This is a genomic window from Nocardia sp. NPDC005746, assembly GCF_040630785.1.
In the GTDB taxonomy this organism is placed as follows: domain Bacteria; phylum Actinomycetota; class Actinomycetes; order Mycobacteriales; family Mycobacteriaceae; genus Nocardia.
Genome location: NZ_JBEXYE010000017.1, coordinates 62,874 through 85,129, shown reverse-complemented (window position 1 = coordinate 85,129; position 22,256 = coordinate 62,874). Strand labels below are relative to the sequence as shown.

Annotated in this window: 24 protein-coding genes; 10 read left to right on the top strand and 14 right to left on the bottom strand. The window is 69.1% G+C overall.

Annotated features, from left to right (window positions below; genetic code table 11):
- Position 1: 1 nt before the first annotated feature.
- Both ABZ412_RS27370 and ABZ412_RS27365 read right to left on the bottom strand, forming a co-directional pair.
- A complete protein-coding gene (locus tag ABZ412_RS27370; protein WP_357285434.1) occupies positions 2–1,192 on the bottom strand; it encodes an Ig-like domain-containing protein in 1,191 nt (396 codons plus the stop codon).
- Between the two features lie 150 nt (positions 1,193–1,342).
- A complete protein-coding gene (locus ABZ412_RS27365) occupies positions 1,343–1,828 on the bottom strand; it encodes a DUF4232 domain-containing protein (RefSeq protein WP_357285431.1) in 486 nt (161 codons plus the stop codon).
- Positions 1,829–2,332: 504 nt separating this feature from the next.
- Here ABZ412_RS27365 and ABZ412_RS27360 point away from each other — a divergent pair.
- The 3 genes from ABZ412_RS27360 to ABZ412_RS27350 all read left to right on the top strand — a co-directional run bounded on the left by ABZ412_RS27360 (position 2,333) and on the right by ABZ412_RS27350 (position 4,848).
- Positions 2,333–3,172, top strand: a complete 840-nt coding sequence (locus ABZ412_RS27360; RefSeq protein WP_357285429.1) for a helix-turn-helix domain-containing protein — start codon at positions 2,333–2,335, stop codon at positions 3,170–3,172.
- A gap of 39 nt (positions 3,173–3,211) precedes the next feature.
- Positions 3,212–4,072: a universal stress protein gene (locus ABZ412_RS27355; protein WP_357285425.1), complete on the top strand. Its 861-nt coding sequence runs from the start codon at positions 3,212–3,214 to the stop codon at positions 4,070–4,072.
- Positions 4,073–4,233: 161 nt separating this feature from the next.
- Entirely contained in the window at positions 4,234–4,848 is a 615-nt protein-coding gene (locus tag ABZ412_RS27350) for a hypothetical protein (RefSeq protein WP_357285422.1), read from the top strand.
- 29 nt (positions 4,849–4,877) lie between these two features.
- Here the strand turns inward: ABZ412_RS27350 and ABZ412_RS27345 are convergent, their stop codons facing one another.
- Positions 4,878–5,366, bottom strand: a complete 489-nt coding sequence (locus ABZ412_RS27345; RefSeq protein ID WP_357285419.1) for a hypothetical protein — start codon at positions 5,364–5,366, stop codon at positions 4,878–4,880.
- Positions 5,367–5,653: 287 nt separating this feature from the next.
- On the opposite strand from ABZ412_RS27345, the gene ABZ412_RS27340 reads away from it, so the two are divergent.
- From ABZ412_RS27340 to ABZ412_RS27325, 4 genes are read left to right on the top strand one after another with little or no spacing between them, the layout of a single operon-like run.
- Complete coding sequence (locus ABZ412_RS27340) at positions 5,654–6,562, top strand: ATP-binding cassette domain-containing protein (RefSeq protein WP_357285416.1); 909 nt, start codon at positions 5,654–5,656, stop codon at positions 6,560–6,562.
- Positions 6,563–6,593: 31 nt separating this feature from the next.
- Positions 6,594–7,295 (top strand): ABC transporter permease, encoded by a 702-nt coding sequence (locus ABZ412_RS27335; protein WP_357285413.1) that lies wholly within the window; start codon positions 6,594–6,596, stop codon positions 7,293–7,295.
- A gap of 28 nt (positions 7,296–7,323) precedes the next feature.
- Entirely contained in the window at positions 7,324–8,451 is a 1,128-nt protein-coding gene (locus ABZ412_RS27330) for a histidine kinase (RefSeq protein ID WP_357285410.1), read from the top strand.
- 37 nt (positions 8,452–8,488) lie between these two features.
- Positions 8,489–9,136, top strand: a complete 648-nt coding sequence (locus tag ABZ412_RS27325; RefSeq protein ID WP_357285407.1) for a response regulator transcription factor — start codon at positions 8,489–8,491, stop codon at positions 9,134–9,136.
- Between the two features lie 10 nt (positions 9,137–9,146).
- On the opposite strand, the gene ABZ412_RS27320 is transcribed toward ABZ412_RS27325, so the two are convergent.
- Positions 9,147–9,767 carry a class I SAM-dependent methyltransferase gene (locus ABZ412_RS27320; RefSeq protein WP_357285404.1) on the bottom strand — a complete coding sequence of 207 codons (621 nt, stop codon included), beginning with the start codon at positions 9,765–9,767 and terminating at the stop codon, positions 9,147–9,149.
- A gap of 213 nt (positions 9,768–9,980) precedes the next feature.
- On the opposite strand from ABZ412_RS27320, the gene ABZ412_RS27315 reads away from it, so the two are divergent.
- Positions 9,981–11,537, top strand: coding sequence for an amino acid permease (locus ABZ412_RS27315; protein ID WP_357285401.1), 1,557 nt, complete (start codon positions 9,981–9,983; stop codon positions 11,535–11,537).
- Here the strand turns inward: ABZ412_RS27315 and ABZ412_RS27310 are convergent, their stop codons facing one another.
- From ABZ412_RS27310 to ABZ412_RS27290, 5 genes are all read right to left on the bottom strand, one after another.
- Positions 11,538–12,302 (bottom strand): 3-oxoacyl-ACP reductase, encoded by a 765-nt coding sequence (locus ABZ412_RS27310; RefSeq protein ID WP_357083809.1) that lies wholly within the window; start codon positions 12,300–12,302, stop codon positions 11,538–11,540.
- Positions 12,303–12,339: 37 nt separating this feature from the next.
- Positions 12,340–13,701 (bottom strand): aldehyde dehydrogenase family protein, encoded by a 1,362-nt coding sequence (locus ABZ412_RS27305; protein WP_357285399.1) that lies wholly within the window; start codon positions 13,699–13,701, stop codon positions 12,340–12,342.
- Positions 13,698–14,441 (bottom strand): gamma-glutamyl-gamma-aminobutyrate hydrolase family protein, encoded by a 744-nt coding sequence (locus ABZ412_RS27300; RefSeq protein WP_357285396.1) that lies wholly within the window; start codon positions 14,439–14,441, stop codon positions 13,698–13,700. Before ABZ412_RS27300 ends, ABZ412_RS27305 begins: the two co-directional genes overlap by 4 nt.
- Positions 14,422–15,777, bottom strand: coding sequence for a glutamine synthetase family protein (locus ABZ412_RS27295; protein ID WP_357285393.1), 1,356 nt, complete (start codon positions 15,775–15,777; stop codon positions 14,422–14,424). The genes ABZ412_RS27300 and ABZ412_RS27295 overlap by 20 nt, the downstream gene beginning before the upstream one ends.
- Positions 15,778–15,946: 169 nt before the next feature.
- Positions 15,947–16,513, bottom strand: a complete 567-nt coding sequence (locus tag ABZ412_RS27290) for a DUF222 domain-containing protein (protein ID WP_357285390.1) — start codon at positions 16,511–16,513, stop codon at positions 15,947–15,949.
- A gap of 182 nt (positions 16,514–16,695) precedes the next feature.
- Between ABZ412_RS27290 and ABZ412_RS27285 the strand changes: the two genes are divergently transcribed.
- The gene (locus tag ABZ412_RS27285) at positions 16,696–17,361 is read left to right on the top strand and encodes an AAA family ATPase (RefSeq protein WP_357285678.1); all 666 of its coding nucleotides are present in this window, start codon (positions 16,696–16,698) and stop codon (positions 17,359–17,361) included.
- Positions 17,362–17,394: 33 nt separating this feature from the next.
- Here ABZ412_RS27285 and ABZ412_RS27280 read toward each other — a convergent pair whose 3' ends face one another.
- The 5 genes from ABZ412_RS27280 to ABZ412_RS27260 all read right to left on the bottom strand — a co-directional run bounded on the left by ABZ412_RS27280 (position 17,395) and on the right by ABZ412_RS27260 (position 21,478).
- A complete protein-coding gene (locus ABZ412_RS27280) occupies positions 17,395–17,943 on the bottom strand; it encodes a hypothetical protein (RefSeq protein ID WP_357285388.1) in 549 nt (182 codons plus the stop codon).
- Positions 17,940–19,061, bottom strand: coding sequence for a hypothetical protein (locus tag ABZ412_RS27275; protein WP_357285385.1), 1,122 nt, complete (start codon positions 19,059–19,061; stop codon positions 17,940–17,942). The genes ABZ412_RS27280 and ABZ412_RS27275 overlap by 4 nt, the downstream gene beginning before the upstream one ends.
- A gap of 29 nt (positions 19,062–19,090) precedes the next feature.
- On the bottom strand, positions 19,091–19,498 hold the full coding sequence (locus ABZ412_RS27270) for a FixH family protein (protein WP_357285382.1): 408 nt from the start codon (positions 19,496–19,498) through the stop codon (positions 19,091–19,093).
- Positions 19,495–20,874 (bottom strand): hypothetical protein, encoded by a 1,380-nt coding sequence (locus ABZ412_RS27265; protein WP_357285380.1) that lies wholly within the window; start codon positions 20,872–20,874, stop codon positions 19,495–19,497. Before ABZ412_RS27265 ends, ABZ412_RS27270 begins: the two co-directional genes overlap by 4 nt.
- Positions 20,875–21,040: 166 nt before the next feature.
- Positions 21,041–21,478: a hypothetical protein gene (locus tag ABZ412_RS27260; protein ID WP_357285377.1), complete on the bottom strand. Its 438-nt coding sequence runs from the start codon at positions 21,476–21,478 to the stop codon at positions 21,041–21,043.
- A 150-nt stretch (positions 21,479–21,628) separates the two neighbouring features.
- On the opposite strand from ABZ412_RS27260, the gene ABZ412_RS27255 reads away from it, so the two are divergent.
- Positions 21,629–22,255 carry a helix-turn-helix domain-containing protein gene (locus ABZ412_RS27255; protein WP_357285374.1) on the top strand — a complete coding sequence of 209 codons (627 nt, stop codon included), beginning with the start codon at positions 21,629–21,631 and terminating at the stop codon, positions 22,253–22,255.
- Position 22,256 lies beyond the last annotated feature (1 nt).

The following is a 22,256-nucleotide window of genomic DNA, read 5'->3' as shown; positions in this document are numbered from 1 at the left end:
GTCAGGGCTGGGCCCGGCCCTGCTGCCACTCCGGCCACGGGACCGACCAGTCGCCGTTCTGCCAGATGTCGAGCGGCTCGCCGCCGGTATTGCGGACCTCCACCACGTCGCCGGGGACGACGAAGTCGAAGAACCAGGTGGCGTCGGCGGGGGAGATATTGAGGCAGCCGTGCGAGACATTGGTATTGCCCTGGGCCCACATGCTCTGCGCCAGTTCGTGGACGTAGATGCCGTCGTGGCTGATCCGCACCGCGTGATGGATGGTGGTCCGGTATCCCAGGCTGGCGTTGGTGGGCAGGCCGTAGCTCGCTGAATCCATGATGACCGGATCCGAGCTGTCGAGCACCGTGTAGATGCCCGGCCGGGTCCAGAACGACAGCTGGCGTCCGCCGATCACCGCGGAGCCGCCCATGCCCATCGAGGTCGGCATGGAGCGCACCAGGTTTCCGTTGTCGAAGACGTCGATCATCTTGGTGTCGTCGTCGGCGATCGCCACGTGGGCCGCGCCGATGGTCACCGACACCCGCTGATCACGCAGGCCGAACGCGCCGTCGCCGAGCGGGATGCCGAACAGGTCCGCCGTCACCGTGATCCGGGTGCCGGGCGCGTGATAGAGCTCTGGCCGCCAGTGCGCGTTGCGATCGTCGAGCCAGTACCAGGCCCCCGCGACAGCGGGCGCGGTCACGACTTTCAGCGCGGATTCGGCCGCCCTCCGGTCCACGGCCTCGGTGAAATGCGCGACGAGCACGAAACCGACGCCGTACGTATCGTTTTCGGAGAGCTCGACCTGATTCGCCGACCGCAGCGAGACGTCGACGAGCCGATCGGGCCGGGGCGTCGTGTAATTCGCGGTGGCGGTGATGTCGCCGGTCTCGCCCTTGGCCACGGCCTTCACCGTGTAGGTGTGGCCGTAGCCGAGCGGTTCGGCGCTGACCCAGCTCTTCTGATCGGCGGCCGGTGCGCCGGGCAGCGGACGGCCGGTCTCGTCGAGCCATTCCACCGAGGTCAGGGTCCCGTCGGTGACGGCGACCGTGCCGGGCGCGCGGGCCGACACCGGCTGTGGGGCCGGTGCGGGCTCGAAGTGGATCTTGGCGGGCGTGCGCGGTGTCGAGGGCTCCCGGCCGCAGCCCGCGAGTACGAGCCCGCCCGCTCCGGCGAATCCGAGCAGTAGTTGACGGCGTCGCACTGCCATCGCGTGCCTCCTTCACCGGGTGCCGATGATCATGATCAGTGGATCAGCATCGGTCGGCGTGACGCGGCAGCCACGCCGACGGGCTGTGTCTCCACCGATCCGTCGTCCAACCGACACCATTTCTCGACACGCCGCCGGGGACAGCGGGAGTCAGGCGCGCAGCGGGCCGATGGTGACCGAGCCGGGCTGGCCGAAGGTCACCGCGCCGAGCTTGCGCCAATCCCAGTACAGGCGCAGCGGGCGGGTGTTGTCGGGCGGGGTCACGATCAGTTCGTTGGCGATCCAGTCGGTCCCGCCGTAGGTGTAGGTGAGCGTGGCCGACGCCGATCGTCCCGGCGCGAGCTCGATCGGGTAGCCGGTCGCGCCGTTGCGTGCCGCGTGCTGCCCGGGCTGTCCCCACACCGCCAGGTCCACGCCCGGGTAACCCTGCGTGCGGCAGGTCTGCGCGGAGACATTGCGCAGCGTGATGTTCGCGGTGCGCAGGTTGGAGCCGAGCTGCTCGCCCGCGGTCACCGAGGCCTGGATGCGCGAGGTGCTGCACCACGGCGCGGTCGCGCCGGCCGCGCCCGTGAACGCGGCGGTCGAGCCCGCCAGCGCCGCGGCGGCGAGGGCGAGGGTCAGAATCCGGTATCGCATGATGTCGTCCCTTGATCGTTCGGTACCGGTGGTCGTTCGGTACGACCCGAGATTCGCCGGGCCCGCCAACAACCGACCAATGGCCCACTAATGACCGCGCGGAATACCCTCTCCCACAGCCTGTTTCGCGAGTCTCGCACGGGTTGCCGCCGGCATCGCGGGCAATGGATTCGGGCGCGGGCCGGGAAACCGCGTCGCGGTGGTTGCCCGCCACCGCGGAATCCACCCGTGCGGAGAGGGGTTCGGTGATCGGCATCCATGGCTATTGGGGCGTATCTACTCGACTGATCGCTTGTCATAGGGGGCTGGACACCCGGTGAGGATCGACCCGGTCCGTTAATTCCGCCCGTCACGGCCGTATTTTCTGTCCGAAACTGTAAATTCGCAGCTCTGCCCCAATTTTTGCTGGATTCCCGACTTGCCGACCCGGTAGCAGGCTGCTAGGAAGTAGCCACATGTTCAGGGTCCATCCATGGCGGATGGGCGAATTCCGGGGGCGGGATGATGACCGAGTCGACCATCGGCAGCGCAGGGCATGAGCATCGCGGTGGGGTTCACGACCCCGGCCCTCCCGTGCCGCCGAATTTCGGCGGCACGCTGCGGCGACTGCGCGAGCGGCGGGGAGTCTCGCGGGAACGGCTGGCCTTCGGAGCGGGGGTGAGCGCCAGCTACATCACCCGGATGGAACGCGGGGAACGCGGCCGCCCCACCGAACAGGTGCTCACCGCCATGGTCCGCTACCTGGACCAGGTCGCCCGCCTGACCATGGCCGAATACCGGCACCTGCACGACCTGGCCGCACTCGGGCAGCACGCCCCGCCGCGCGACGAGCCGCCGCTGACCGCGGCCATGCTGGAGAACCTCGACGTCCACCTGCCGCATCCCGCGGCCTATCTCGACCGTCGCCTGAACGTGCTGGCCGCCAACGCCGTCCATCTGCGCACGTTCCCCGGGCTCGGCGACGACGGCAATTTCCTGCACTGGATGCTCACCGACGACCTCGCGCGGCATGTCCTCGTCGACTGGACCGGCTCACTGCGCCATGCCATCTCGACCCTGCGCGGGCTGCTGGCCATGGAGGAGGGCGAGACCGAGGAGGACGCGCGGGTGCTGGCCGAACTCGGGCGGTTCGAGCCGTTCCGGCGAATCTGGACCGGCGATCATGGCATTCTCACCGGCGCGCCCACGGTCATGCGGCTGCGTGACGCGGTGACCGGGGTGCCGTATTCCCTGATGTGGCAGATCCTGCGGGATCAGTCGGCGACCATGAGCCCGGGGCAGCCGATCTTCGTGGTCGGACTGCCCACGGCGAGTCAGCCGCGAGACCGGGTGGTCGGTCCGTAGGATCGCCGAGGGAGGGGGCCTGGGAGGAGGCGGAACGCGGTGCCTGCCAACAGTCTCGACCGGTCGATCGTGGTGGGCGTCGACGCCTCCGAATCCGCGCTGCACGCGGTGCGCTGGGCCGCGGTCGACGCCGCCCTGCGCGGCGCGCCGCTGCACCTGGTGTTCGCGGTGCCGCCGGTCGCCGACGCGCCCCTGGACGAGAGCCCGGTCCGGCTGCTGCACGACCGGCTGCGCGGCACCGCCCAGGACGCGCTCGACCATGCCGCCGAGATCGCGCGGAAAGCGGTGGGGGACCGGCCGGTTCCCGACATTCGCACCTTCCTCGTCGACGCGCCCGCGGTCACCGTGCTGTCGGCGCAGGCCGAGACCGCCTACTTCGTGGTGGTCGGCGTGCGCGGCATGAGCGCCTACCACCGCAGCCTGCTCGGCTCGGTGAGCACCGGCGTGGCGCGGCACGCGCGGGGGCCGGTGGTGGTGGTTCCCGGTGGGACCGAGCCGATTTCGGACCGACCGGTCGTCGTCGGGGTCGACGGGTCGGTGCACAGCGTGCGCGCGCTCGAGATCGCCTTCGACGAGGCCTCGCGGCGCGATGCGCCGCTGCTGGCGGTGCACGCGTGGGAAGAACTGTCCGGCGACACTCACACCCACGCCGACGCCGCCGACCTGCTGACCGGCATGCTGGACCGCAATGCCGCGGCCTTTCCGGGTGTCGAGGTGAAAACCCTTGTCATGGAGGGGCATCCGGCCCGCATCCTGCTCGATGCCGCCGCGGGAGCGCAATTGCTGGTGGTCGGCAGTCACGGCACCCGCGGATATCCCGGGATGGCGCTCGGATCGACCGGTCACGCGCTGCTGCACGGCAGTGAATGCCCTATCGCGCTGGTCCGTCTGCGCAATTGACCCGCTGCCCGGGCGATTTCGCGGCGACATCGCGGTACGGCCTACAAAACCGGCGCGGATGTAACCTTTTCGCCAGGAATCAGACACCTCAGCAATTTCTGGGTACATCCTGCTGAAGCCGGGCTCGCCCCGGAGGCAAGACAATTCAGAGAGTTACGACCATGCGTAGAGCAACGGCGCTCTTCGCCGCATTACTGTTGGCCATCCTTTTTTCCATCACACACCTGACGGCTCCGCGGGCCCATGCCGATGACTGCACCGGTGATTGGGCCATCGGCATCGGCGGACTGGGCGACAACACCTCGTCCATCTTCGCACCGTTCGTGAATCAACCGGTGGGTTACAACTCCGCCGACCCGATGTCGGGGTTGAACGAACTCAACCGGTTGTTCTGGCAGCATCGCAACGAATGTCCCGGCGACCACATCCGGTTGATCGGGCACAGTGAGGGCGCGGGTCTCGTCCACGCCTGGGTCACCGCACACCAGGGCGTCGACAATGCCAATGCCATTCTGCTGTCGGATCCCAAGCGGGCTCCGGGTCCGGGCTGGGGCGGTTTGTCCTCCACGCCCGGCAGCGGCATCATCGGCTACCCGCTCGCGGGCGTCGACGACTGGTTCGGCGGCTTCCCGGTCCTGACGGTGTGCAACCACGACGACCAGATCTGCGACACTTCGGCCGGCTGGTGGGGCTACCTCTTCGGAGGCGCCCATGGTCGTTACGATTTCAATGTCTGGGACTACGGCGACTGGGATTCCGGCGTCTGGTACCGGTGACATCGGTCATCGAACGATTCCGAAGGGGATCAGTAGCCGAAAGGCTCTGGTCCCCTTTGGCTGAACCCATGCCCCATCGAAGTGCACACGGCCGCACCGGAATAGGTGATCTGACAGGTCGCTCCGGCAAAGGAGACCGAGAATTGCGGATCGTGCCCGCTCACCTGCGCGATGGGCGCCAGCGCCGGATTACCGCCCGGCAGTGTGTGACTGCCGTTGGAGTTCCACTCCGGGTGTGCCGGGGCCGCGGTCGAATCGATGACGATCGCGGGCACATTCGGCAGCGGGACCTGCGCGCCGAGGTAGAGCACATTCATGACGGCGGCCGGGACCATGAGATCGCATCCCACCGCGCCGTCCGTGGCGATGGAACAGTTCCACCCGCCCAGGCTGAAATATTGAGCATCCCCGACCTGCACCGGGCCGCCCGCCGTGTCGGCGGACGCACCCCCGGCTCCTGACAAACCGGCAACAATCCCGAGAATGCCCCCGCAAACCCATGCGACGGAAACCTTCACAGTTCTGGACACGCCATCTCCCTGATGCGCGAAGAAGAGTTAATGGGTCGAATCGACCATAGAGAAAAGGTATCACTCCAGGCTGCGGGCCTTGAGTTCTGTCGAGGGGGCTAACCACAATTGCGCCCTGCTTTTCGCATCCGTGCGAACCGCGAAAGGCCCGGGGTAACCCGAAAGTGGTACACGGCCGTGTGCTGTCGTCTGATTTCCGGGCCGCGCCCACCCGGCAATCTCGGAGAGGACAGGCGGCGCACCGGGCGTCGCCCTCCGAAGACGAGGTGAGCGGAATGATTCAGGCGCGCGGACTGGGCAAGCGCTACGGCGACGTGGCGGCGGTGCACGAGCTGTCCTTCGACGTCCCGCCGGGCGTGGTGACCGGATTCCTGGGCCCCAACGGCGCGGGCAAGTCCACCACCATGCGGCTCATGCTGGGGCTCGACCACGGCAGCGGGCGCACCCTGTTCGATGGGCAGACCTACGCCGAACTCACCGATCCGCTGCGTTCGGTCGGCGTCATGCTCGACGCCCGCGCCGTGCACCCCAAGCGCACCGCCATCGCGCACCTGCAGATGATCGCCGACGGCGCGGGCATCGGCCGGGCCCGGGTCGAGGAGGTGCTGGGCCAGGTCGGACTGTGCGACGTGGCCGGGAAGCGGGCCGGCGGTTTCAGCCTCGGCATGCAGCAGCGGCTCGGGCTCGCGGTCGCGCTGCTGGGCGATCCGGCGACCATCATCCTCGACGAGCCCGCCAACGGACTGGACCCCGAGGGTGTGCGCTGGCTGCGCGATCTGCTCAAAGGCCTGGCGCGCCAGGGCCGCACCGTGTTCGTGTCCTCGCATCTGCTCAACGAGATGGCGCACCTGGCGGATTCGCTGGTGGTCATCGGGGGCGGGCGGCTGCTGGCCGCGGAGTCGGTGCGCGAGTTCATCGGCCGCAACTCCGCCTCCACCGTCGTGGCCCGCACCGACCGGCCGCACGAACTGGCGCACCTGCTGGGCCGCAATGGATTCCGGGCCCGTGTCGAGGCCGACGGCGCGGTGCTGGTGGACGGCGACGACCGCCAGGCCGTCGCGGCCCTCGCCCTGCGGGCCGGGCTGCTCGTCACCGAGCTGACCCTGGCCCGCAGCAGCCTCGAGGACGCCTACTTGCACGCCACCGCCGACGCGGCGCGGTACCGCGGCCACGTCGCGGCCTGACCGACCGCATCCTCCGAAGGGAATCACTCTCATGCTCAACGCCATTCGTTACGAAGTCGCCCGCCTCGCGACGGTCCGCTCGACCTGGGTGCTGCTCGCCGCCGGGCTCGCCCTGCAAGGGGTCATCGCCTACTTCTCCGCGATCCGCGACCACGCCACCCCGAGCGAGCAGTTCACCGCGTCGACGTCGGGCCTGCCGCTGCTGCTGGGCGCGCTGTTCGCGACGGCGGTGGCCGTCAACGCCTTCGGCCACGAATACCGCTACGGCACCATCACCACCACCATGCTCACCCTGCGCCGTCCGGGCCGGGTGCTGGCCGCCAAGGCGGTGACCACCGGCGCGCTCGCCGCGGTCTACGGCCTCGCGCTGATCGGCGTGACGGTGCTGGTCCAGCTGGTGACCTCGCAGCTGCCCGCCGAAACCTCGGATATCACACGGGCATTCGCCGCCGCGCCGGTGTACGTCACCCTGGCCGCACTGGCCGGGATGGGCATCGCCGCCGTGACCCGCAACGCCACCCTCGCCATGGTCGCCGCCCTCGGCATTCCGACCGTCGCCGAGACCGGCGCGGTGGTGGTGGGCGCCAGTCCGAAGCTGATGCCCTTCCTGGCCGCCGGACAGCTGGGGACGCCCGGCAATGGCAATCCGGTCCTGCTCGCGCTGCCGCTGACCGCGTTGGCCGCCGGTGTGCTGGCAGTCGGCGGCGTCCTGCTCGCGCGCCGTGACGTGTAGGGATCGCGTGCCGACTAGGGTTGCCGGAATGAGCACGACACGACGGATCGGCCTGCTGATCCTCGATGTCGTGCTCGCCGTCGCCTTCGGCGCGGTCGGCTTCTCGGAGGTCCACACCTCGCCCATCGGCCTGCTGCCCGCCGCCGCCGGACCGGCGGTGGCGATCGTGGCCGGGGTCGCCCTGCTGTTCCGCCGCTACGAGCCGTCGGCGGTGCTGGCGGTCACGCTGCTCGGGCACGTGCTGTCCGGTGCGCTCGCGCCCGCGCTGCCGGCGTTGTACACGGTCGCCCGCCGCTACGGCACCCGGCGACCGACGGTGCTGGCGTCGGTGACCGCGCTGATCGTGGCCGTCGTGCCGTGGGGCGCGGGATCGTCGTGGGGACTGTTCTTCGCGCGCGGGGTGATCGTCGCCGTCACCATGGTCGTCCCGCTGCTGTACGGCCTGTGGACCAACCAGCGCGCCGAAACCCTTGCCGCCCTGCGCGAACGCGCCGAGCAGGCCGAACGTGAACAGGGTCTGCGCGCCGCCGCGGCCGTGGAAGCCGAACGGCTGCGCATCGCGGGCGAGCTGCACGATATTGTCGCGCACCGGATCTCGCAGATCACCGTGCTCGCGGGCGCCCTGGAGGTCTCCGCTGACGGCAGGCCCGCAGAGATCGCGGGCACCATCCGCGCCACCGGATCCCTTGCGCTCACCGAGATGCGGGAACTGCTCGGCGTACTGCGCGCCCGCGACGGCGGGGAGCAGGCGCCGCTGCGACCCGCCCCCGACCTGTCGGCCATCGCCGAACTGATCGCCGAGGCGACCGAAGCCGGGCAACTGGTGGACCTGTCGACGCCGCCCGAACTGCCGCCGGTGCCGGGGCCGGTGGGCCGCGCGGCTCACCGCCTGGTGCGGGAGGCGCTGACCAATGCCGCCAAGCACGCGGCCGGGGCCGAGGTGCGGGTGGCGCTCACCGTGGACGGCGAACACCTCGACGTGGACGTGCGCAACGGACCCGGTGAGCGGACCGCGCTGGCCGCGGCGGGATCGGGGTTCGGGCTGCTCGGCATGCGGGAGCGGGTCGAACTCGCCGGGGGCACGGTGCATTCCGGGCCGTTGCCCTCGGGCGGGTATCGGGTGCACGCGAGCTTCCCGCTGGCGGTGACGGAATGAGCGGTCGGGCGAACGATGGTGCGGTGAGGGAGGTTTCGTGATCCGGGTGGTGCTGCTCGACGACGAGGAGCTGGTGCGCTCCGGCATCTCCATGATCCTGGAGGCGGGCGGCGGGATCGAGGTGGTGGCGCAGGACGGGGACGGACGGTCGATCGTGGACCTGGTCGCCAAGTACCGGCCCGACGTCGTCGTCACCGACATCCGGATGCCGCACGTGGACGGGCTGGAGGTGACCCGCCGGGTGCGCGCCCTGCCCGCACCGCCCGCGGTCGTCGTGCTGACCACGTTCGGACTCGACGAATACGTCTATGCCGCATTGGAATCCGGTGCGGCCGGATTCCTGCTCAAGGACACCCCGCCCCGGGAACTCGCCCGCGCGGTCGAGGTGGTCGCCGCCGGTGACGCCATCCTGGCCCCCTCGATCACCAAACGCATGCTCACCGCGTTCACCCAGGGTCCCGGCGCGCAGCAGCCCGACGCCCTGGCCCGGCTCGAGGCGCTCACCGACCGGGAACGTGAGGTCGCCCGGGCGGTCGCCACCGGCGCCGGCAACGCCGAGATCGCCCGCACCCTCCACATGAGCGAGTCGACCGTGAAGGTGCACATCAGCCGGGTCATCGCCAAGCTCGGGCTCGAGAACCGCACGCAGATAGCGATTCTCGTGCTCCGCGCCGGATTGGCCTGAGCGCGGCGGTTCAGATCCGGGTCAGCGCCGCGAGCCAGGCCGCCACGGGGGTGGGGTCGGGCAGGATGTCGAGCGTGGCGGGCTCGAGCGAGTCCAGCCGCCAGTCGTCGGTGAAGGCGGACTCGATATCGCTGCGGCGCAGGCGATGCGGTCCCCAGGTGCCGGGCTGGCGGTCGCTGAACCCCAGCAGGAAGTAGCGGCCACCGGGGCGCAGGATCGCGGCCAGGCCGGTCACCAGGGCGGCGCGGTCGGCGCCGGCGAAGAGGTGGAACAGTCCGCAGTCCAGGACCGTGTCGAAGGTTTCGCCGAGGGTCGGCAGTTCGAGGGCGCTGTGGCGGCGGAACGTGGCCTGCAGGCCGCGGTCGGCGGCCTTGGCGCGGGCCAGTTCCAGGGCGCGGGCGGACTGGTCGATGCCGGTGGCGTCGAGGCCGCGGCTCGCGGCGAGCAGGGCGTGTTCGCCGGTGCCGCAACCCAGGTCGAGCACCCGGCCGCGCAGTTCACCGGCGTCGGCGAGGTCCGCGAACGGGCGCTGCGGGCGGTCGATGTCCCAGGGCGGTTTGGTCGCGTAGAGGGTGTCGGCGGCGTCCGGGTCGTGGTACTCGGGATGCGGATCGCGTGGGGGAGGTGTCACCGGAATCTCCTGCCGGGAGAGTGGTCGTGCGGGACTCCTCGAATTTATCGAGACGCTCTGTCTACGGTCAAGCTTCGTTGTCTCCGCGCGCCGGGGCGGCGACCTTACCGGGCGACCGGTTTCGGCGTTGACCCTGCGGCCGCGGCGGGATTGCCGCACACTGGGCTCCTGGCAAACGCCGTGTGAGGGCGGCGTTTTCACTCGGGAGTGCCCATGACCGCAACCCAGTCTCGATCCGATGATGACGAACGGCGGCTCGCCGAACTCGGCTACAAACAGGAATTGGCCCGATCCTGGTCGGGATTCTCGAATTTCGCGATCAGCTTCACCATCGTCTCCATTCTCACCGGCGGCCTGGCCAGCTACGGGATCGGACTCGCCAACGGCGGGCCCATCACCATGGCGTGGGGCTGGCCGCTGGTCTCGGTGATGGTGCTGTTCGTGGGCCTGGCCATGGCCGAATTGGCCTCGGCCTACCCGACTTCCGGCGGCCTGTACTGGTGGGCGTCGGAACTGGGCGGGCCGGTGTGGGGCTGGTTCACCGGCTGGTTCAACCTGATCGGGCAGATCGCGGTGACCGCCGCGATCGATTACGGCGCGGCCATTTTCACCACCGCCGTGCTCAATGTGATCGGCATCGACATCGGCACCGACCGCACCGCGATCTTCCTGGTGTTCTCCGGAATCCTGGTGCTGCACGCGGTGCTGAACGTGATCGGCCCGCACCTGTCGGCGGTCATCAACAATGTGTCGGCCTGGTGGCATGTGGGCGGCGTCGCCATATTCGTGGTGGTGCTGGGATTCGGTGCGCAACACCATCAGAGCATCGGGTTCGTGTTCACCAAGACCGTCGACAACAGTGCCGTGGGCTTCGGCGGGGTGGCGTTCAGTTTCCTGCTCGGATTGCTGCACGCGCAGTACACGTTCACCGGATACGACGCCTCGGCGCACATGTCGGAGGAAACCCACGACGCCTCGCGAATGGCGGCCAAGGGGATCATCAACACCATCGTGGTGTCGGCGGTCGCGGGCTATCTGCTCATCATGGCGGTGACGTTCGCGATCCCGAATCTCGACGACGCCCTGGACCCGACCAAGAACAGCGGATATCCGGTCATCTACATCCTGCAGAATTCCCTGAATTCGTTCTGGTCCGGGCTGCTGCTGATCATCGCCGCCATCGCCCAATTGTTCTGCGGCTATGCCTCGGTGACCGCGGCCTCCCGCATGCTGTTCGCCTTCGCCCGCGACGGCGCGGTGCCGGGATCCAAGCTGTGGGCGACGTTGTCCTCGCGGCGGGTGCCGGTGAACGCCGTCATCTTCGTGTCGGTGTTCGCGTTCATCCTGCTGATTCCGTCGATGCTGGTGCCCGCCGCCAACGCGCCGACCGCTTACGCCGCGGCGACCTCGGTGGCCACCATCGGCCTCTACATCGCCTACGGGATTCCGGTGCTGCTGCGGCTGCTGCGCGGCGATCGATTCCAGGCCGGGCCGTGGCAGCTCGGCCGCTGGCACCGGCCCGTCGGGATCATCGCATTGATCTGGATCGTGTTGATCAGTGTGCTGTTCATCCTGCCGACCGACGATCACGGGTATCCGTGGGTGGACGGATTCACCTGGAACTCGGTGAATTACGCGCCCATCACCCTGGTCGGGGTGGTCGGCGCGATCGCCATCTGGTGGTTCGCCTCGGCCCGGCGCTGGTTCACCGGGCCCAAGCGGACAGTGGAGGAGCCGCCGGAGGCCGAGGAGGCCCCCGTCAGCGCCTGACTACAGCGGGGTGACGTACGCCCCGGAGATGCCGCCGTCGACCAGGAACTGCGAGGCGGTGATGAAGGAGGAATCGTCGCTGGCGAGGAAGGCCACGGCGGCGGCGATCTCCTCTGGCTCTGCGAACCGGCCTGTCGGAATGTGCACCAGCCGGCGGGCGGCCCGCTCCGGATCCTTGGCGAACAGCTCCTGCAGCAGGGGAGTGTTGACCGGTCCGGGGCACAGCGCGTTCACGCGAATCCCCTGGCGCGCGAACTGCACTCCCAGTTCCCGGCTCATGGCCAGCACGCCGCCCTTGGAGGCGGTGTAGGAGATCTGCGAGGTGGCCGCGCCCATCACCGCCACGAACGACGCGGTATTGATGACCGAGCCCTTGCCGCGCTCGAGCATGTGCTCGATCGCGTACTTGCTGCACAGGTACACCGAGGTCAGATTGACCTCCTGCACGCGGCGCCAGGCGTCGATGCCGGTGGTGAGGATCGAATCGTCGTCCGGCGGTGAGATGCCCGCGTTGTTGAAGGCGATGTCGAGGCCGCCGTAGGTGTCCACGGCGGTCTGGAACATGGCCCGGACCTGGTCCTCGTCGGTGACGTCGACCTTCACGTAGAGCCCGCCGACCTCGGCCGCGGCGGCCTCACCGGCGACGGGGTCGATATCGCCGACCACGACCTTGGCGCCCTCCTGGGCGAACCGGCGGACGGTGGCGAGTCCGATGCCGCTGCCGCCGCCGGTGACGACCGCGACCCGATCCTGTAAGCGCTGCAACGTATCTCCTTCGGTTGATGGATGTCGGCGGTGCGGGTTATTCGGTGGCGAGGAAGACGTTCTTGGTTTCGGTGAAGGCCCTCGCCGCGTCGGGTCCCAGCTCCCGGCCCAGGCCGGACTGCTTGAATCCGCCGAACGGCGTCCAATACCGCACGGAGGAATGGGAATTCACCGACAGGTTCCCCGCCTCGACGCCGCGCGCGACCCGCAGGGCGCGGCCGACGTCGGAGGTCCAGATCGAGCCGGACAGACCGTACTCGGTGTCATTGGCGATGCGCAGCGCGTCGGCCTCGTCGTCGAACGGGAGCACCGCGACGACCGGGCCGAACACTTCCTCGGTGAGCACCCGGTCGGTGGGTGAGGTGGGCAGGACCACCGTTGGCGGGAACCAGAATCCGGGACCGTCGGGGCGGGCGCCGGTGAAGGCCACTTTGGTCGACGGTTCCAGGAATCCGGCGACGCGGTCGCGGTGGGCGGCGGAGATGAGCGGGCCCATCTCGGTGGACTCCTCGCCCGGATCGCCGACCCGCACGCCGTGCACGGCCGGTTCGAGGAGTTCGAGGAAGCGGTCGAAGACGCTGCGCTGCACCAGGATCCGGGAGCGGGCGCAGCAGTCCTGCCCGGCATTGTCGAACACGCCGTAGGGTGCGGTGGCGGCGGCGCGCTCCAGGTCGGCGTCGGCGAACACGATATTGGCGCTCTTGCCGCCGAGTTCGAGCGTCACCCGCTTCACCTGGTCGGCGCAACCGGCCATGATCTGCTTGCCCACCTCGGTGGAGCCGGTGAACACCACCTTGCGCACGGCCGGGTGGGTGACGAAGCGCGCGCCGACCACCGAGCCACGGCCCGGGATCACCTGGAAGACATGCTCGGGCAGGCCCGCTTCCAGGGCCAGCTCGCCGAGCCGGATCGCGGTCAACGGGGTGAGCTCGGCGGGCTTGAGCACCACCGTGTTCCCGGCCGCGAGCGCCGGCCCGAAGCCCCACGCCGCGATCGGCATCGGGAAGTTCCAGGGCACGATGATGCCGACGACCCCGAGCGGTTCGCAGAAGGTGATGTTCACCCCGCCCGCCACCGGAATCTGATTGCCCGTCAACCGTTCCGGCATGCCCGCGCTGTAGTGCAGCACATCGCGGACATTGCCGGCCTCCCAGCGGGCATTGCCGATGGTGTGGCCCGCATTGCTCACCTCGAGCCGGGCGAGCTGTTCGATCTCGGCGTCGACCGCCTCGGCGAAGCGGCGCAGCAGCCGCGCCCGATCGCCGGGGGAGACGGCCCGCCAGCCGGCCGACGCGCGGTGGGCGCGTTCGATGGCGGCGTCGGTGGCGGCCGCGTCGGCCGCTTCGATGGTGGCCACCACGGTCTCGGTGGCGGGGTTGACGACGTCGGTCGTGGTCACCGGTTGCGCTCCTTCGCGTACTGTGCGGCCTGATCGACCAGGGCCCGCATGAGGCGGGTCTCGGTCGCGTTCTCCTCCGGATGCCATTGCACGCCCAGCAGGAACGGTCCGTCGAGGGTCTCGGCCGCCTCGACGATGCCGTCCTGGGCGTGCGCGGCGACGGTGAGCTCGGGGGCGAGGGTGTCGATGGCCTGATGGTGGTGGCAGTGCGCCTTCAACTCCGGGCCGGTGATCTCCGCCAGCCGGGTGCCCGGCACGGTGGTGACGGTCGTGACCGTGAAGACGCCGGGCGTGCGTGAATGATCGGTGTGGCCGACCACATCCGGGACGTGCTGGTGCAGGGTGCCGCCGAGGGCGGCGTTCACGAGCTGGAGTCCGCGGCAGATCGCCAGGATCGGCAGACCAGCCTCCCGCGCCAGCTCGAACAGCCCGAATTCCGATTCGTCGCGGTCGAGCCGCGGTCTACCCGTCTCGGGATGGGGCGCCGCGCCGTAGCGGGCCGGATCCAGGTCCGCGCCACCGGTGAGCACGAGGCCGTCGAGACGCTCGATCAGCTCGGGCCGCGCGGCGCCGGTGGGCGGCAGCAGGACCGGAATCCCGCCCGCCCGCTCGGTCAGGTCCACGTAGGTGCGCGCCAGCACGGCAGCGTCCACGTCCCAGTGGCCGAACCGGGTGCGTTCGGAGTAGGTGGGCAGGCCGATGATCGGCCGCGGTGCGGGGTCAGAGTCGTTCGAAGCCACGGATGCGCTCCCAATCGGTCACCGCCGCATCGTAAGCGTCCAGCTCGACCTGTGCGGCATTGCGGTAATGCCGCACCACGTCCGCGCCGAACGCCTGCTGGGCGACCTTGCTCTCGCCGAACAGGTGCGCCGCCTCGCGCAGGGTCTTCGGTACGCGCGGGCGGTTGGAGCTGTAGGCGTTGCCGTGGAACTCCGGCTCCAGGGGGAGCCGCTGATCGATACCGTGCAGCCCCGCGGCGATGACCGCCGCGACGGCCAGGTACGGGTTCACGTCGCCGCCGGGGATGCGGTTCTCCACACGCAGCGACGGGCCGTGGCCGACGGTGCGCAGGGCGCAGGTGCGATTGTCGCGGCCCCAGGCCAGCGCGGTCGGGGCGAAGCTTCCGGCCTGGAAGCGCTTGTAGGAGTTGATGTTCGGAGCCAGGAAGTAGGTGAGGTCCCGCAGGGAGTCCAGCTGCCCGGCGATGAAGTGCCGCATCAGCTTCGAGGGGCCGTCGCCGTCGGTGAATACCGGCTCGCCGCCCGCATTGCGCAGGCTGATGTGAATGTGGCAGGAATTGCCTTCCCGCTCATTGTATTTCGCCATGAAGGTGATGCTGCGGCCGTCTTGCGCCGCGATCTCCTTCGCGCCGGTCTTGTAGATGCTGTGGTTGTCGCAGGTGACCAGCGCCTCGTCGTAGCGGAAGGCGATCTCGTGCTGGCCGGGGTTGCATTCGCCCTTGGCGGACTCGACATACATTCCCGCGCCGGACATTTCGGTGCGGATGCGACGCAGCAAGGGTTCGATGCGCGCGGTGCCGAGCATCGAATAGTCGACGTTGTACTGGTTGGCGGGAGTCAGGTCCCGGTAGCCGCCGCGGAACGCGGACTCGTAGGTGTCGTCGAAGACGAGGAACTCGAGTTCGGTGCCGACGTAGGCGTACAACCCATGCTCGGCCAGGCGATCCAGCTGCGCGCGCAGCACCTGCCTGGGGGAGGCGGGCACCGGTCGTCCGTGGTCGCCGTGGGTGTCGACCTGCTCGACGTCGCACAGCACCAGGGCGGTGCCGGGCAGCCAGGGCAGCAGTCGCAGGGTGCTCAGGTCCGGGCGCAGGACGAAGTCGCCGTAGCCGGTGTCCCAGGACGACATGTCGTAGCCGTCGACGGTGGTCATCTCCACATCCACAGCGAGCAGATAGTCGCAGGCCTCGGTGGCGTGGTTCAGCACTTCCTCCACGAAATACCGTGCCGAGCAACGTTTTCCCTGCAATCTCCCCTGCATGTCGGTCATGGCCACCAGCACCGTGTCCACGGTGCCCGCCTCGACCGCGGCCACCAGGTCCGTCACGCTCAACATTCCGGCCCGCATCTTCGACCCCTCTCGACGCCAACGTGCTCACGCTAGGCGAACCGGACCGTGGGTGCAGTCGATACACGCAGAGATCATCGGCGTGTAAAGACAAAAGACGCCTGGAGAAGGGAGAGGGTGCCCGAGCTTGCGAGGCCCGCTCAGGTACCAGCCCCACTCACGACTCGGCCGCGCGTCGTCCCGGGAAGACGAAGAGATGGGGCTGGGTGTTGTTTGTAGAAGGTGATCCGTGCAGTCCGTGGGACGGGATCGGTGGGGACGGATCCGAACCTGGCGTCAGCTCGAGTCCGGTAGGGCAGGCGAGGTAACCACACTCTATGTAGTTTTGCGGGTTGCACATGCCCGGCTGGGACAGGCTCGCGAAGATCGGATCCAGGACAGCTCGTGCGACAGGGGTCAGCTCGGCGGTCAGGGTGGACATCCCATCCACGCCCTGCTTGCCGAGGGTGATGCCGCGACGCCGCTGCCGGTCGGTGTCATCGGTGAGACGCCCATCGGGATCGAGGTAACCGAGGAGCCGGTCACCGATCTTGGGCAGGTCGTCGGGGGTGGAGGTGGCGGCGAAGTGGGCCAGCTGGAGGCGTCCGCATGACCGATCCGCAGCGTCTGCTCCAGGTACTTCGAAGTCCGCTTCACTCCGGCCTTCTCCGGCAACCCGCGATTCTCCACCTCGCGAATCATCTTGTGCTCGAAGGCGGCCATCCGCCGCCGCGTCGATTCCCAATCCCGCGACATATCCACGAGATCCTCATCGGAAAGCGAGTCCAGAGAATCGTGGACGAGCACGCTCAGGGCGTCAGAAACGAGCTCGGTGGCGTCTGCCACCGTGGCTTCGTCGCTGAGAACCTGCCCGCCCCAATTCATGTTTCTATTCTCTCAATTTCGGCTCTGCCGTGGATGCCAATTATGCTGTCCGGCAAGATAATTCGCGGGACATCTCCGTGGCGAATTGTCTTCTACCGGGCACTGAAGCTTCGCCCGTGGAAAGAGTGGTTCGGCTATGTTCGAATCGTGCCCGGAACCCACGAATCCCGTTCGGCCTCGCCCACCCCAGCGGTGTATCTGATCACCGGTATCCAGGCGTCGGGGAAATCGACTGTCGCCCAGGCGCTTGCAGAGCGGCTTCCACGGTCAGCTCATGTTCGAGGCGACGTCTTTCGCCGCTTCGTGGTGAGCGGTCGTGAGGACATGTCGCCCGATCCCACCCCCGAAGCGGTCGAGCAACTGCGCCTCCGCCACCGGCTCGCGGCCCGAACCGTCGACGCCTACGCCGATGCCGGGTTCACCGCGGTACTGCAGGATGTCGTGCTCGGTGCGATGCTGCCATATCTGATCGGCGAGATCCGTACGGATCCGCTGTACGTGGTGGTCCTGGCGCCGAGTCAGGAGGCGGTGGCGCGGCGGGAGTCGGGTCGCGCGAAGAAGGCTTACGGCACCTTCACGGTTGCCGACCTCGATACCGGGCTTCGCAACGACACCCCGCAATTGGGCCTCTGGCTCGACACGTCCGACTTGACGGTCTCCCAGACCGTCGACGAAATCCTCACCCGCGCCCGCCCGTTCAGCCGATAGTCCCGCCCTCTCGTCGGGACTATCGGCCAGCCATCAGGCAGGTTGCATGACCGGGGCCGGGCGGCGGTTGCGGCGCCACGCGTAGACGAGGAACGCGATCAGGCCGATCAACGGAAGAGTGCTGATCGCCCAGCTGATACCCAGTGGGGGACCGGGCTGTTCGAGGACCTGGAGGTTGGTGAGGTCGCCTTCACCGCGCCCCTGCGGGCCGTCGATGACGAAATGGAATTTCCAGGAGCCCTCTTGGTCGAGCGAGCGGACGTCCAACCCCCACACGTCGCGCTTGCGCGGATGCCGGGAAAGGGGTTCGGCGCGGCGGACTTTGCCATTGGGCAGGTATTCGGTGAGGGTGCCGGTCTTGTCGTCGACACCGCCGTCGGGGATGAAGGTGAAGTCCAGGGATTGCATGGCGCGCAGCGGCCATTCGCTGAATCCCACGGTTATCGAATACGGCCCTGCCTGCACGTGTTCGGTGTGCACGATATTCACCGGTTGATAAGCCGACGCCGTGCCCGCGGTGGCCGCGGTCAGTCCGATGATCGCGAAAAGCGTTGCGGCGAGGGTGACGAGGCGGTTGATCATGCGCTGACCTTCTCGGAGGGGGCGGCCAGACGCAGCATCTCGCCGAACGGCCGGCCCAGGTACCCGGCCAGCGCGCCGAGCACGGCGGCCGCGACGGTGGTGGCCACGATGACCGTGGCCCGGGGTAGGTGGGCGTCGTAGATGATGATCTGCTGGACGGGGTTGAAGCCGCCGATGATCGCCCCGCCGAGGGCGCCGGCCAGGACGGGCAGCAGGCGGGCGCGGGCGTCGGCGCGGCGCAGGAGCACGTCGATCACGATGCCGACGGGGATCAGGCAGAACGGGATGAGCGCCGGTGTCGCCGGAATACCCCGAATGTGTTCGCGCATGGGCAATCCCACGAAATCGGCGTAGGTCCGGGCCGCCCACGGCGCGAACCACCAGAACACGCCCTGGATGCCGGAGGCGAAGACCGCGGTGACGGTCGCGCCCCACCGTTCGAAGCCGGCGCCGACCACCATCAGCAGGATCACCATGAACGCGGTGACCGCCACGGTCCACCGCACCGACCCGACGCTGAGCCGCTGCACCGCCAGCGCGGTGACGGTGCTCGACGTCGCCAGATGCGCCAGCGCGAACAGCGCGCCCACCCGCCCCCACCGGTGCGCCCGCGCCGCCGCGAACACGATCACCGTGCCGACCGAGATCACCGTGCTGGACAGGAACAATCCGATGTGCGGCGGCGAGTCGATGATGGCGTCGAACCCGTAGAGGCTGTGCCACCACAGATCCCACAGCCCGTACAGCAGGAACGAGGCCGCGCCGAGGGCGGCCACCATGTAGCCGAGCGGCGCGGTGAAGGTGCGGCCGAACACGCCGATACCAGGACCGCCCAGTTCGCCGTCCACCCGGCGGCCCGCACGCCCGGCGGCGGTGGTGATGAGAATGACTGTCAGACCGGTGAATCCGGCGACCGCCGCGCTGGCGTAGATGAACAGGTGCGGCAGGGTGAAGAAGGTGTCGGGTCCGACATCGGTGTGCCACTGGATGTCCCAGGTGGACCCGACCGCGAAGGTCATGCTGGCGGCGAAGAGGATCGCCGCGGGTAGCCAGGGGCGGACGGTGATCGGTGCGGTCGCTTCGGCGGGGAGCCCGCGACCATTGGCGGTGAGGTCCATGTGCTGCTCCTGATCCTCTTTCCTTCGATTCAATGGGCCGGAACGGAGAAGACGGCGCTCCCGGAACCCGGTGCGCCGGACAGTTTCACGGCGATCTCCCACTGCCCGGGCATCGGCAGCGTCACCGTCGCCCGGTAGTGGCCCGGCGTGATCACGGTGGCGGTGCTCGGCGGGAGGGCATGGCCCATCTGCGGCATGGCGGGCTCCACCGACACCTTGTCCGGTGCCGCGGCCGTGCCCTGGGCGTCGGTGATCGCGAGATCGACGGTGTTGTCACCGGCGTGCGCGGAGCCGCTGGACACCCGCAGTTCCACCTGATAGGGCCCGGCGGCGCTGCGGGACACCGATGGCGCGGCATCGGCGGGCCACCACAGCCACGCCGCGACCGCCGCCAGTACGGCGACGACGGCCACGATCATCCCGGTGCGCTTGGTCATTGCGGGACCCCCGCTCGAACGTCGACGGTGGCCGGAACGGTCATCACCGAGTAGCCGCGCTCGGCCTGCGCCCACACCAGGTACCGGCCGGGCAGTGGAAAAGTGAAGGTGAAAGCCACATTCGGGCCGAACGCGGCCACGGTCTCGTCGGGTGGTTGCGAGCCGACGGCGGGCAGCGGTGCCATGGCGTGCGCGTGCGCCCAGATGGGGACGGTGGCCGCGGCCGTTCCGGCGGGCACCCCGTCGGGCAGCGGGCCGACCGCGATGAGATGGCCGACCATGCCCAGCCAGGGCTGGAGATCGGCCGGGCCGCCGAATGCGGCGGTGAGCGTGGTGGGTTCACCCGAGACCGTCTCGGTCGTGGTCAGCGTCGCTCCGCTCGCCGCGGCGCCCTGGCCATCACCGGGACCGGAGTCGCCTCGGCCACTGATCCGCAGCGAGGAGCGCAGCAATTGCACGCCGCCACCGCGCCGGGCGATTTCGGCGGCCACCGCGTAGTCACCGGATTCGGTGGACCCCAGGCTGACCCGATATTCGCCGGGCGCGATCCGGATCGGATGCCGATGCCACAGCCGTCCGGACGGCCCGACCACCATCAGATGCAGGAGCGCGTCATCGCTGACCAGCAGGTCGTCCACCGGCCGCCCCGTCGCCGAATCGGTCAGCGACAGCGCGAGCTCGGTCGGCTTGCCCGTGTCGGCGGGCTGCGCGCGCACCGTCAGATTGGCTGGGGGCCGTGAGTAGTTCGCGGTCAGCGGCAGATCCCGCTCCGGATACGGATTTCCGACATTGCCCGAGGTCGGATCGAGCAGACTGCCCGCGGGCCGCGGCTGCGGTGCGTGCGATGACAACACCGCCCCGGTCGTGCCCACCGTCACCGCGGCGATCAGCGCGCCCACCGGAATCAAGGTCGGCCAGCCCCGCTTGGAGAGCAGCGCGGTGCCCAATGCCACCAGCAGCAGCGCTCCGGCCGCGAAGAATCCGCCGTAAGCCGCCCGCTCCCAGGGCGTCACCACCCGCGCGGCCACGAGGAACGGTATCCGCGCGATGCGTTCGCCATCGGCGACGGTCAATTCCCACGGTCCCGCGTGATCCACCCGCAGGGTGGCGGCGTAGATGCCGGGCCGATCCCCGAGCTCGACAGTCCCCGTGGATGTCTCACCCCCACGATCGATGGGCGTCGCGGTGAGCGCGAGCGTCCCCGGCGCCGTCCCCGCGTGCGTCACGACCTCGACCCGCAACGGTCCGGCCTCGGCCCGCCGCACCACAACGGTCAGCTCCCGGGCCCCGAGTGACTGCGCCACGGTCAGATCGCCGCCGCTCGCGGCCCCGTCGGCCCGGGCCTGGGGCGCGAACCAGGAACCCAGCAGGGACACGCAGAGCACCCCGATTATCAGGCCCACCCCGCGCAGACGAACGTTCAACGGCGGCTGCACCGTTCCGAACCTACCGAAAACTGCGGCCCGGGAAATCCCACCCGCGGGGGATATCGCCTCAGGGCGGTATCGGGGTAAACGCGATCACCAGGGGGTGGAAGACCGGCTACGACAGGTGGTTTCGAAGCCAGCCGGGCCCGACCGTTGTCGCGCCGAGGGATTCGACCCGCGCCCGCAATCCGCGATCGGCCGTCACCACCGTGATCGCGGGCATGGGATCCGAGCCCCCGACCTCGGCGGCCACCACCTCGACGATCGTGTCGTCGCCGGACCCGCCGGCCAGCACGACGCGCACTCCCGCCGACCCGTCCGAACCGCTCTCACCGTCGGCGGCGTGCCCGTCACCGCCCCGGTCGGCGGCGGCCTTGGCCGCTCCCTCCAACACCACGATGATCCGCGTCGACCCGGGCAGCCGCGTCCGCAGCGCACCCAGCTCGCCGAGCAGCCGCCGCGCCGCCCCGGCCCGGTCGCGCCACCATCCGTCCGGCCGCGACCCGACCACATTGGCGGCGTCCACCACGATCACCTGCGAGGCATCCTGCATCCGCCCAGTCTCCACCCGAGCCGCCGCCGAACGGTGGATGGGCGGGCGCGCGCCGTCCTGTGCTGTCCGGCCCGCCCGTATTGATACGGTTGCTGCCTGGAGAATCATCCGCGAAACGACAGGCAGTGATCAGTTTTGGCGTCCGAATCGATGGCAGGCGAGAGTGCGTCGCGGCGGGCCGAGCCGCCCACCCGGCGTGGACAGCGGACCCGGGGTGCGCTGATCGCGGCCGCGCGGGAGGTGTTCGAGCGGGACGGCTACCTGGACGCCAAGATCGCCGACATCTCCAAGACCGCGGGCATGGCGGCCGGATCCTTCTACACCTACTTCGACAGCAAGGAAGAGATCTTCGCCGCGCTGGTCGAGCAGGTGTCGGAGGAGATGCTGCATCCGCATGTGCGTGAGCGCAGCGGGATCACCGATCCGCGCGCCCTGATCGAGGCGGCCAACCGTGATTACCTGTTGTCCTACAAGCGCAATGCCCGGCTCATGGCCCTGTTCGAACAGGTCGCCCAGATCGACGAGAACTTCCGGCGCATGCGGATGGAACGCGGGAAGGCGTTCGCGCAGCGCAACGCGCGCATGATCCGCGAACTGCAGGAATCCGGGCAGGCCAGTGCCGACCTGGATCCGATGATCACCGCGCACGCGCTGTCTGCCATGGTGAGCCGGATGGCGTCGATGGTTTTCGTTCAGAAGCAACGGATTCCGTTCGAGAAACTCGTCACCACCCTGACCCAGCTGTGGGTGAACGCGCTGCAACTGAAAACGGACTGAC

Excerpts from the sequence above, each read along its gene's own strand:
- ABZ412_RS27295 (WP_357285393.1), bottom strand. The coding sequence starts at position 15,777 with ATGTTGAGCGTGACGGACCTGGTGGCCGCGGTCGAGGCGGGCACCGTG.
- ABZ412_RS27340 (WP_357285416.1), top strand. The coding sequence starts at position 5,654 with ATGATTCAGGCGCGCGGACTGGGCAAGCGCTACGGCGACGTGGCGGCG.
- ABZ412_RS27285 (WP_357285678.1), top strand. The coding sequence starts at position 16,696 with ATGCTGTCCGGCAAGATAATTCGCGGGACATCTCCGTGGCGAATTGTC.
- ABZ412_RS27315 (WP_357285401.1), top strand. The coding sequence starts at position 9,981 with ATGACCGCAACCCAGTCTCGATCCGATGATGACGAACGGCGGCTCGCC.
- ABZ412_RS27280 (WP_357285388.1), bottom strand. The coding sequence starts at position 17,943 with ATGATCAACCGCCTCGTCACCCTCGCCGCAACGCTTTTCGCGATCATC.
- ABZ412_RS27255 (WP_357285374.1), top strand. The coding sequence starts at position 21,629 with ATGGCAGGCGAGAGTGCGTCGCGGCGGGCCGAGCCGCCCACCCGGCGT.
- ABZ412_RS27350 (WP_357285422.1), top strand. The coding sequence starts at position 4,234 with ATGCGTAGAGCAACGGCGCTCTTCGCCGCATTACTGTTGGCCATCCTT.
- ABZ412_RS27275 (WP_357285385.1), bottom strand. The coding sequence starts at position 19,061 with ATGGACCTCACCGCCAATGGTCGCGGGCTCCCCGCCGAAGCGACCGCA.
- ABZ412_RS27370 (WP_357285434.1), bottom strand. The coding sequence starts at position 1,192 with ATGGCAGTGCGACGCCGTCAACTACTGCTCGGATTCGCCGGAGCGGGC.
- ABZ412_RS27335 (WP_357285413.1), top strand. The coding sequence starts at position 6,594 with ATGCTCAACGCCATTCGTTACGAAGTCGCCCGCCTCGCGACGGTCCGC.
- ABZ412_RS27360 (WP_357285429.1), top strand. The coding sequence starts at position 2,333 with ATGACCGAGTCGACCATCGGCAGCGCAGGGCATGAGCATCGCGGTGGG.
- ABZ412_RS27260 (WP_357285377.1), bottom strand. The coding sequence starts at position 21,478 with ATGCAGGATGCCTCGCAGGTGATCGTGGTGGACGCCGCCAATGTGGTC.
- ABZ412_RS27270 (WP_357285382.1), bottom strand. The coding sequence starts at position 19,498 with ATGACCAAGCGCACCGGGATGATCGTGGCCGTCGTCGCCGTACTGGCG.
- ABZ412_RS27330 (WP_357285410.1), top strand. The coding sequence starts at position 7,324 with ATGAGCACGACACGACGGATCGGCCTGCTGATCCTCGATGTCGTGCTC.
- ABZ412_RS27365 (WP_357285431.1), bottom strand. The coding sequence starts at position 1,828 with ATGCGATACCGGATTCTGACCCTCGCCCTCGCCGCCGCGGCGCTGGCG.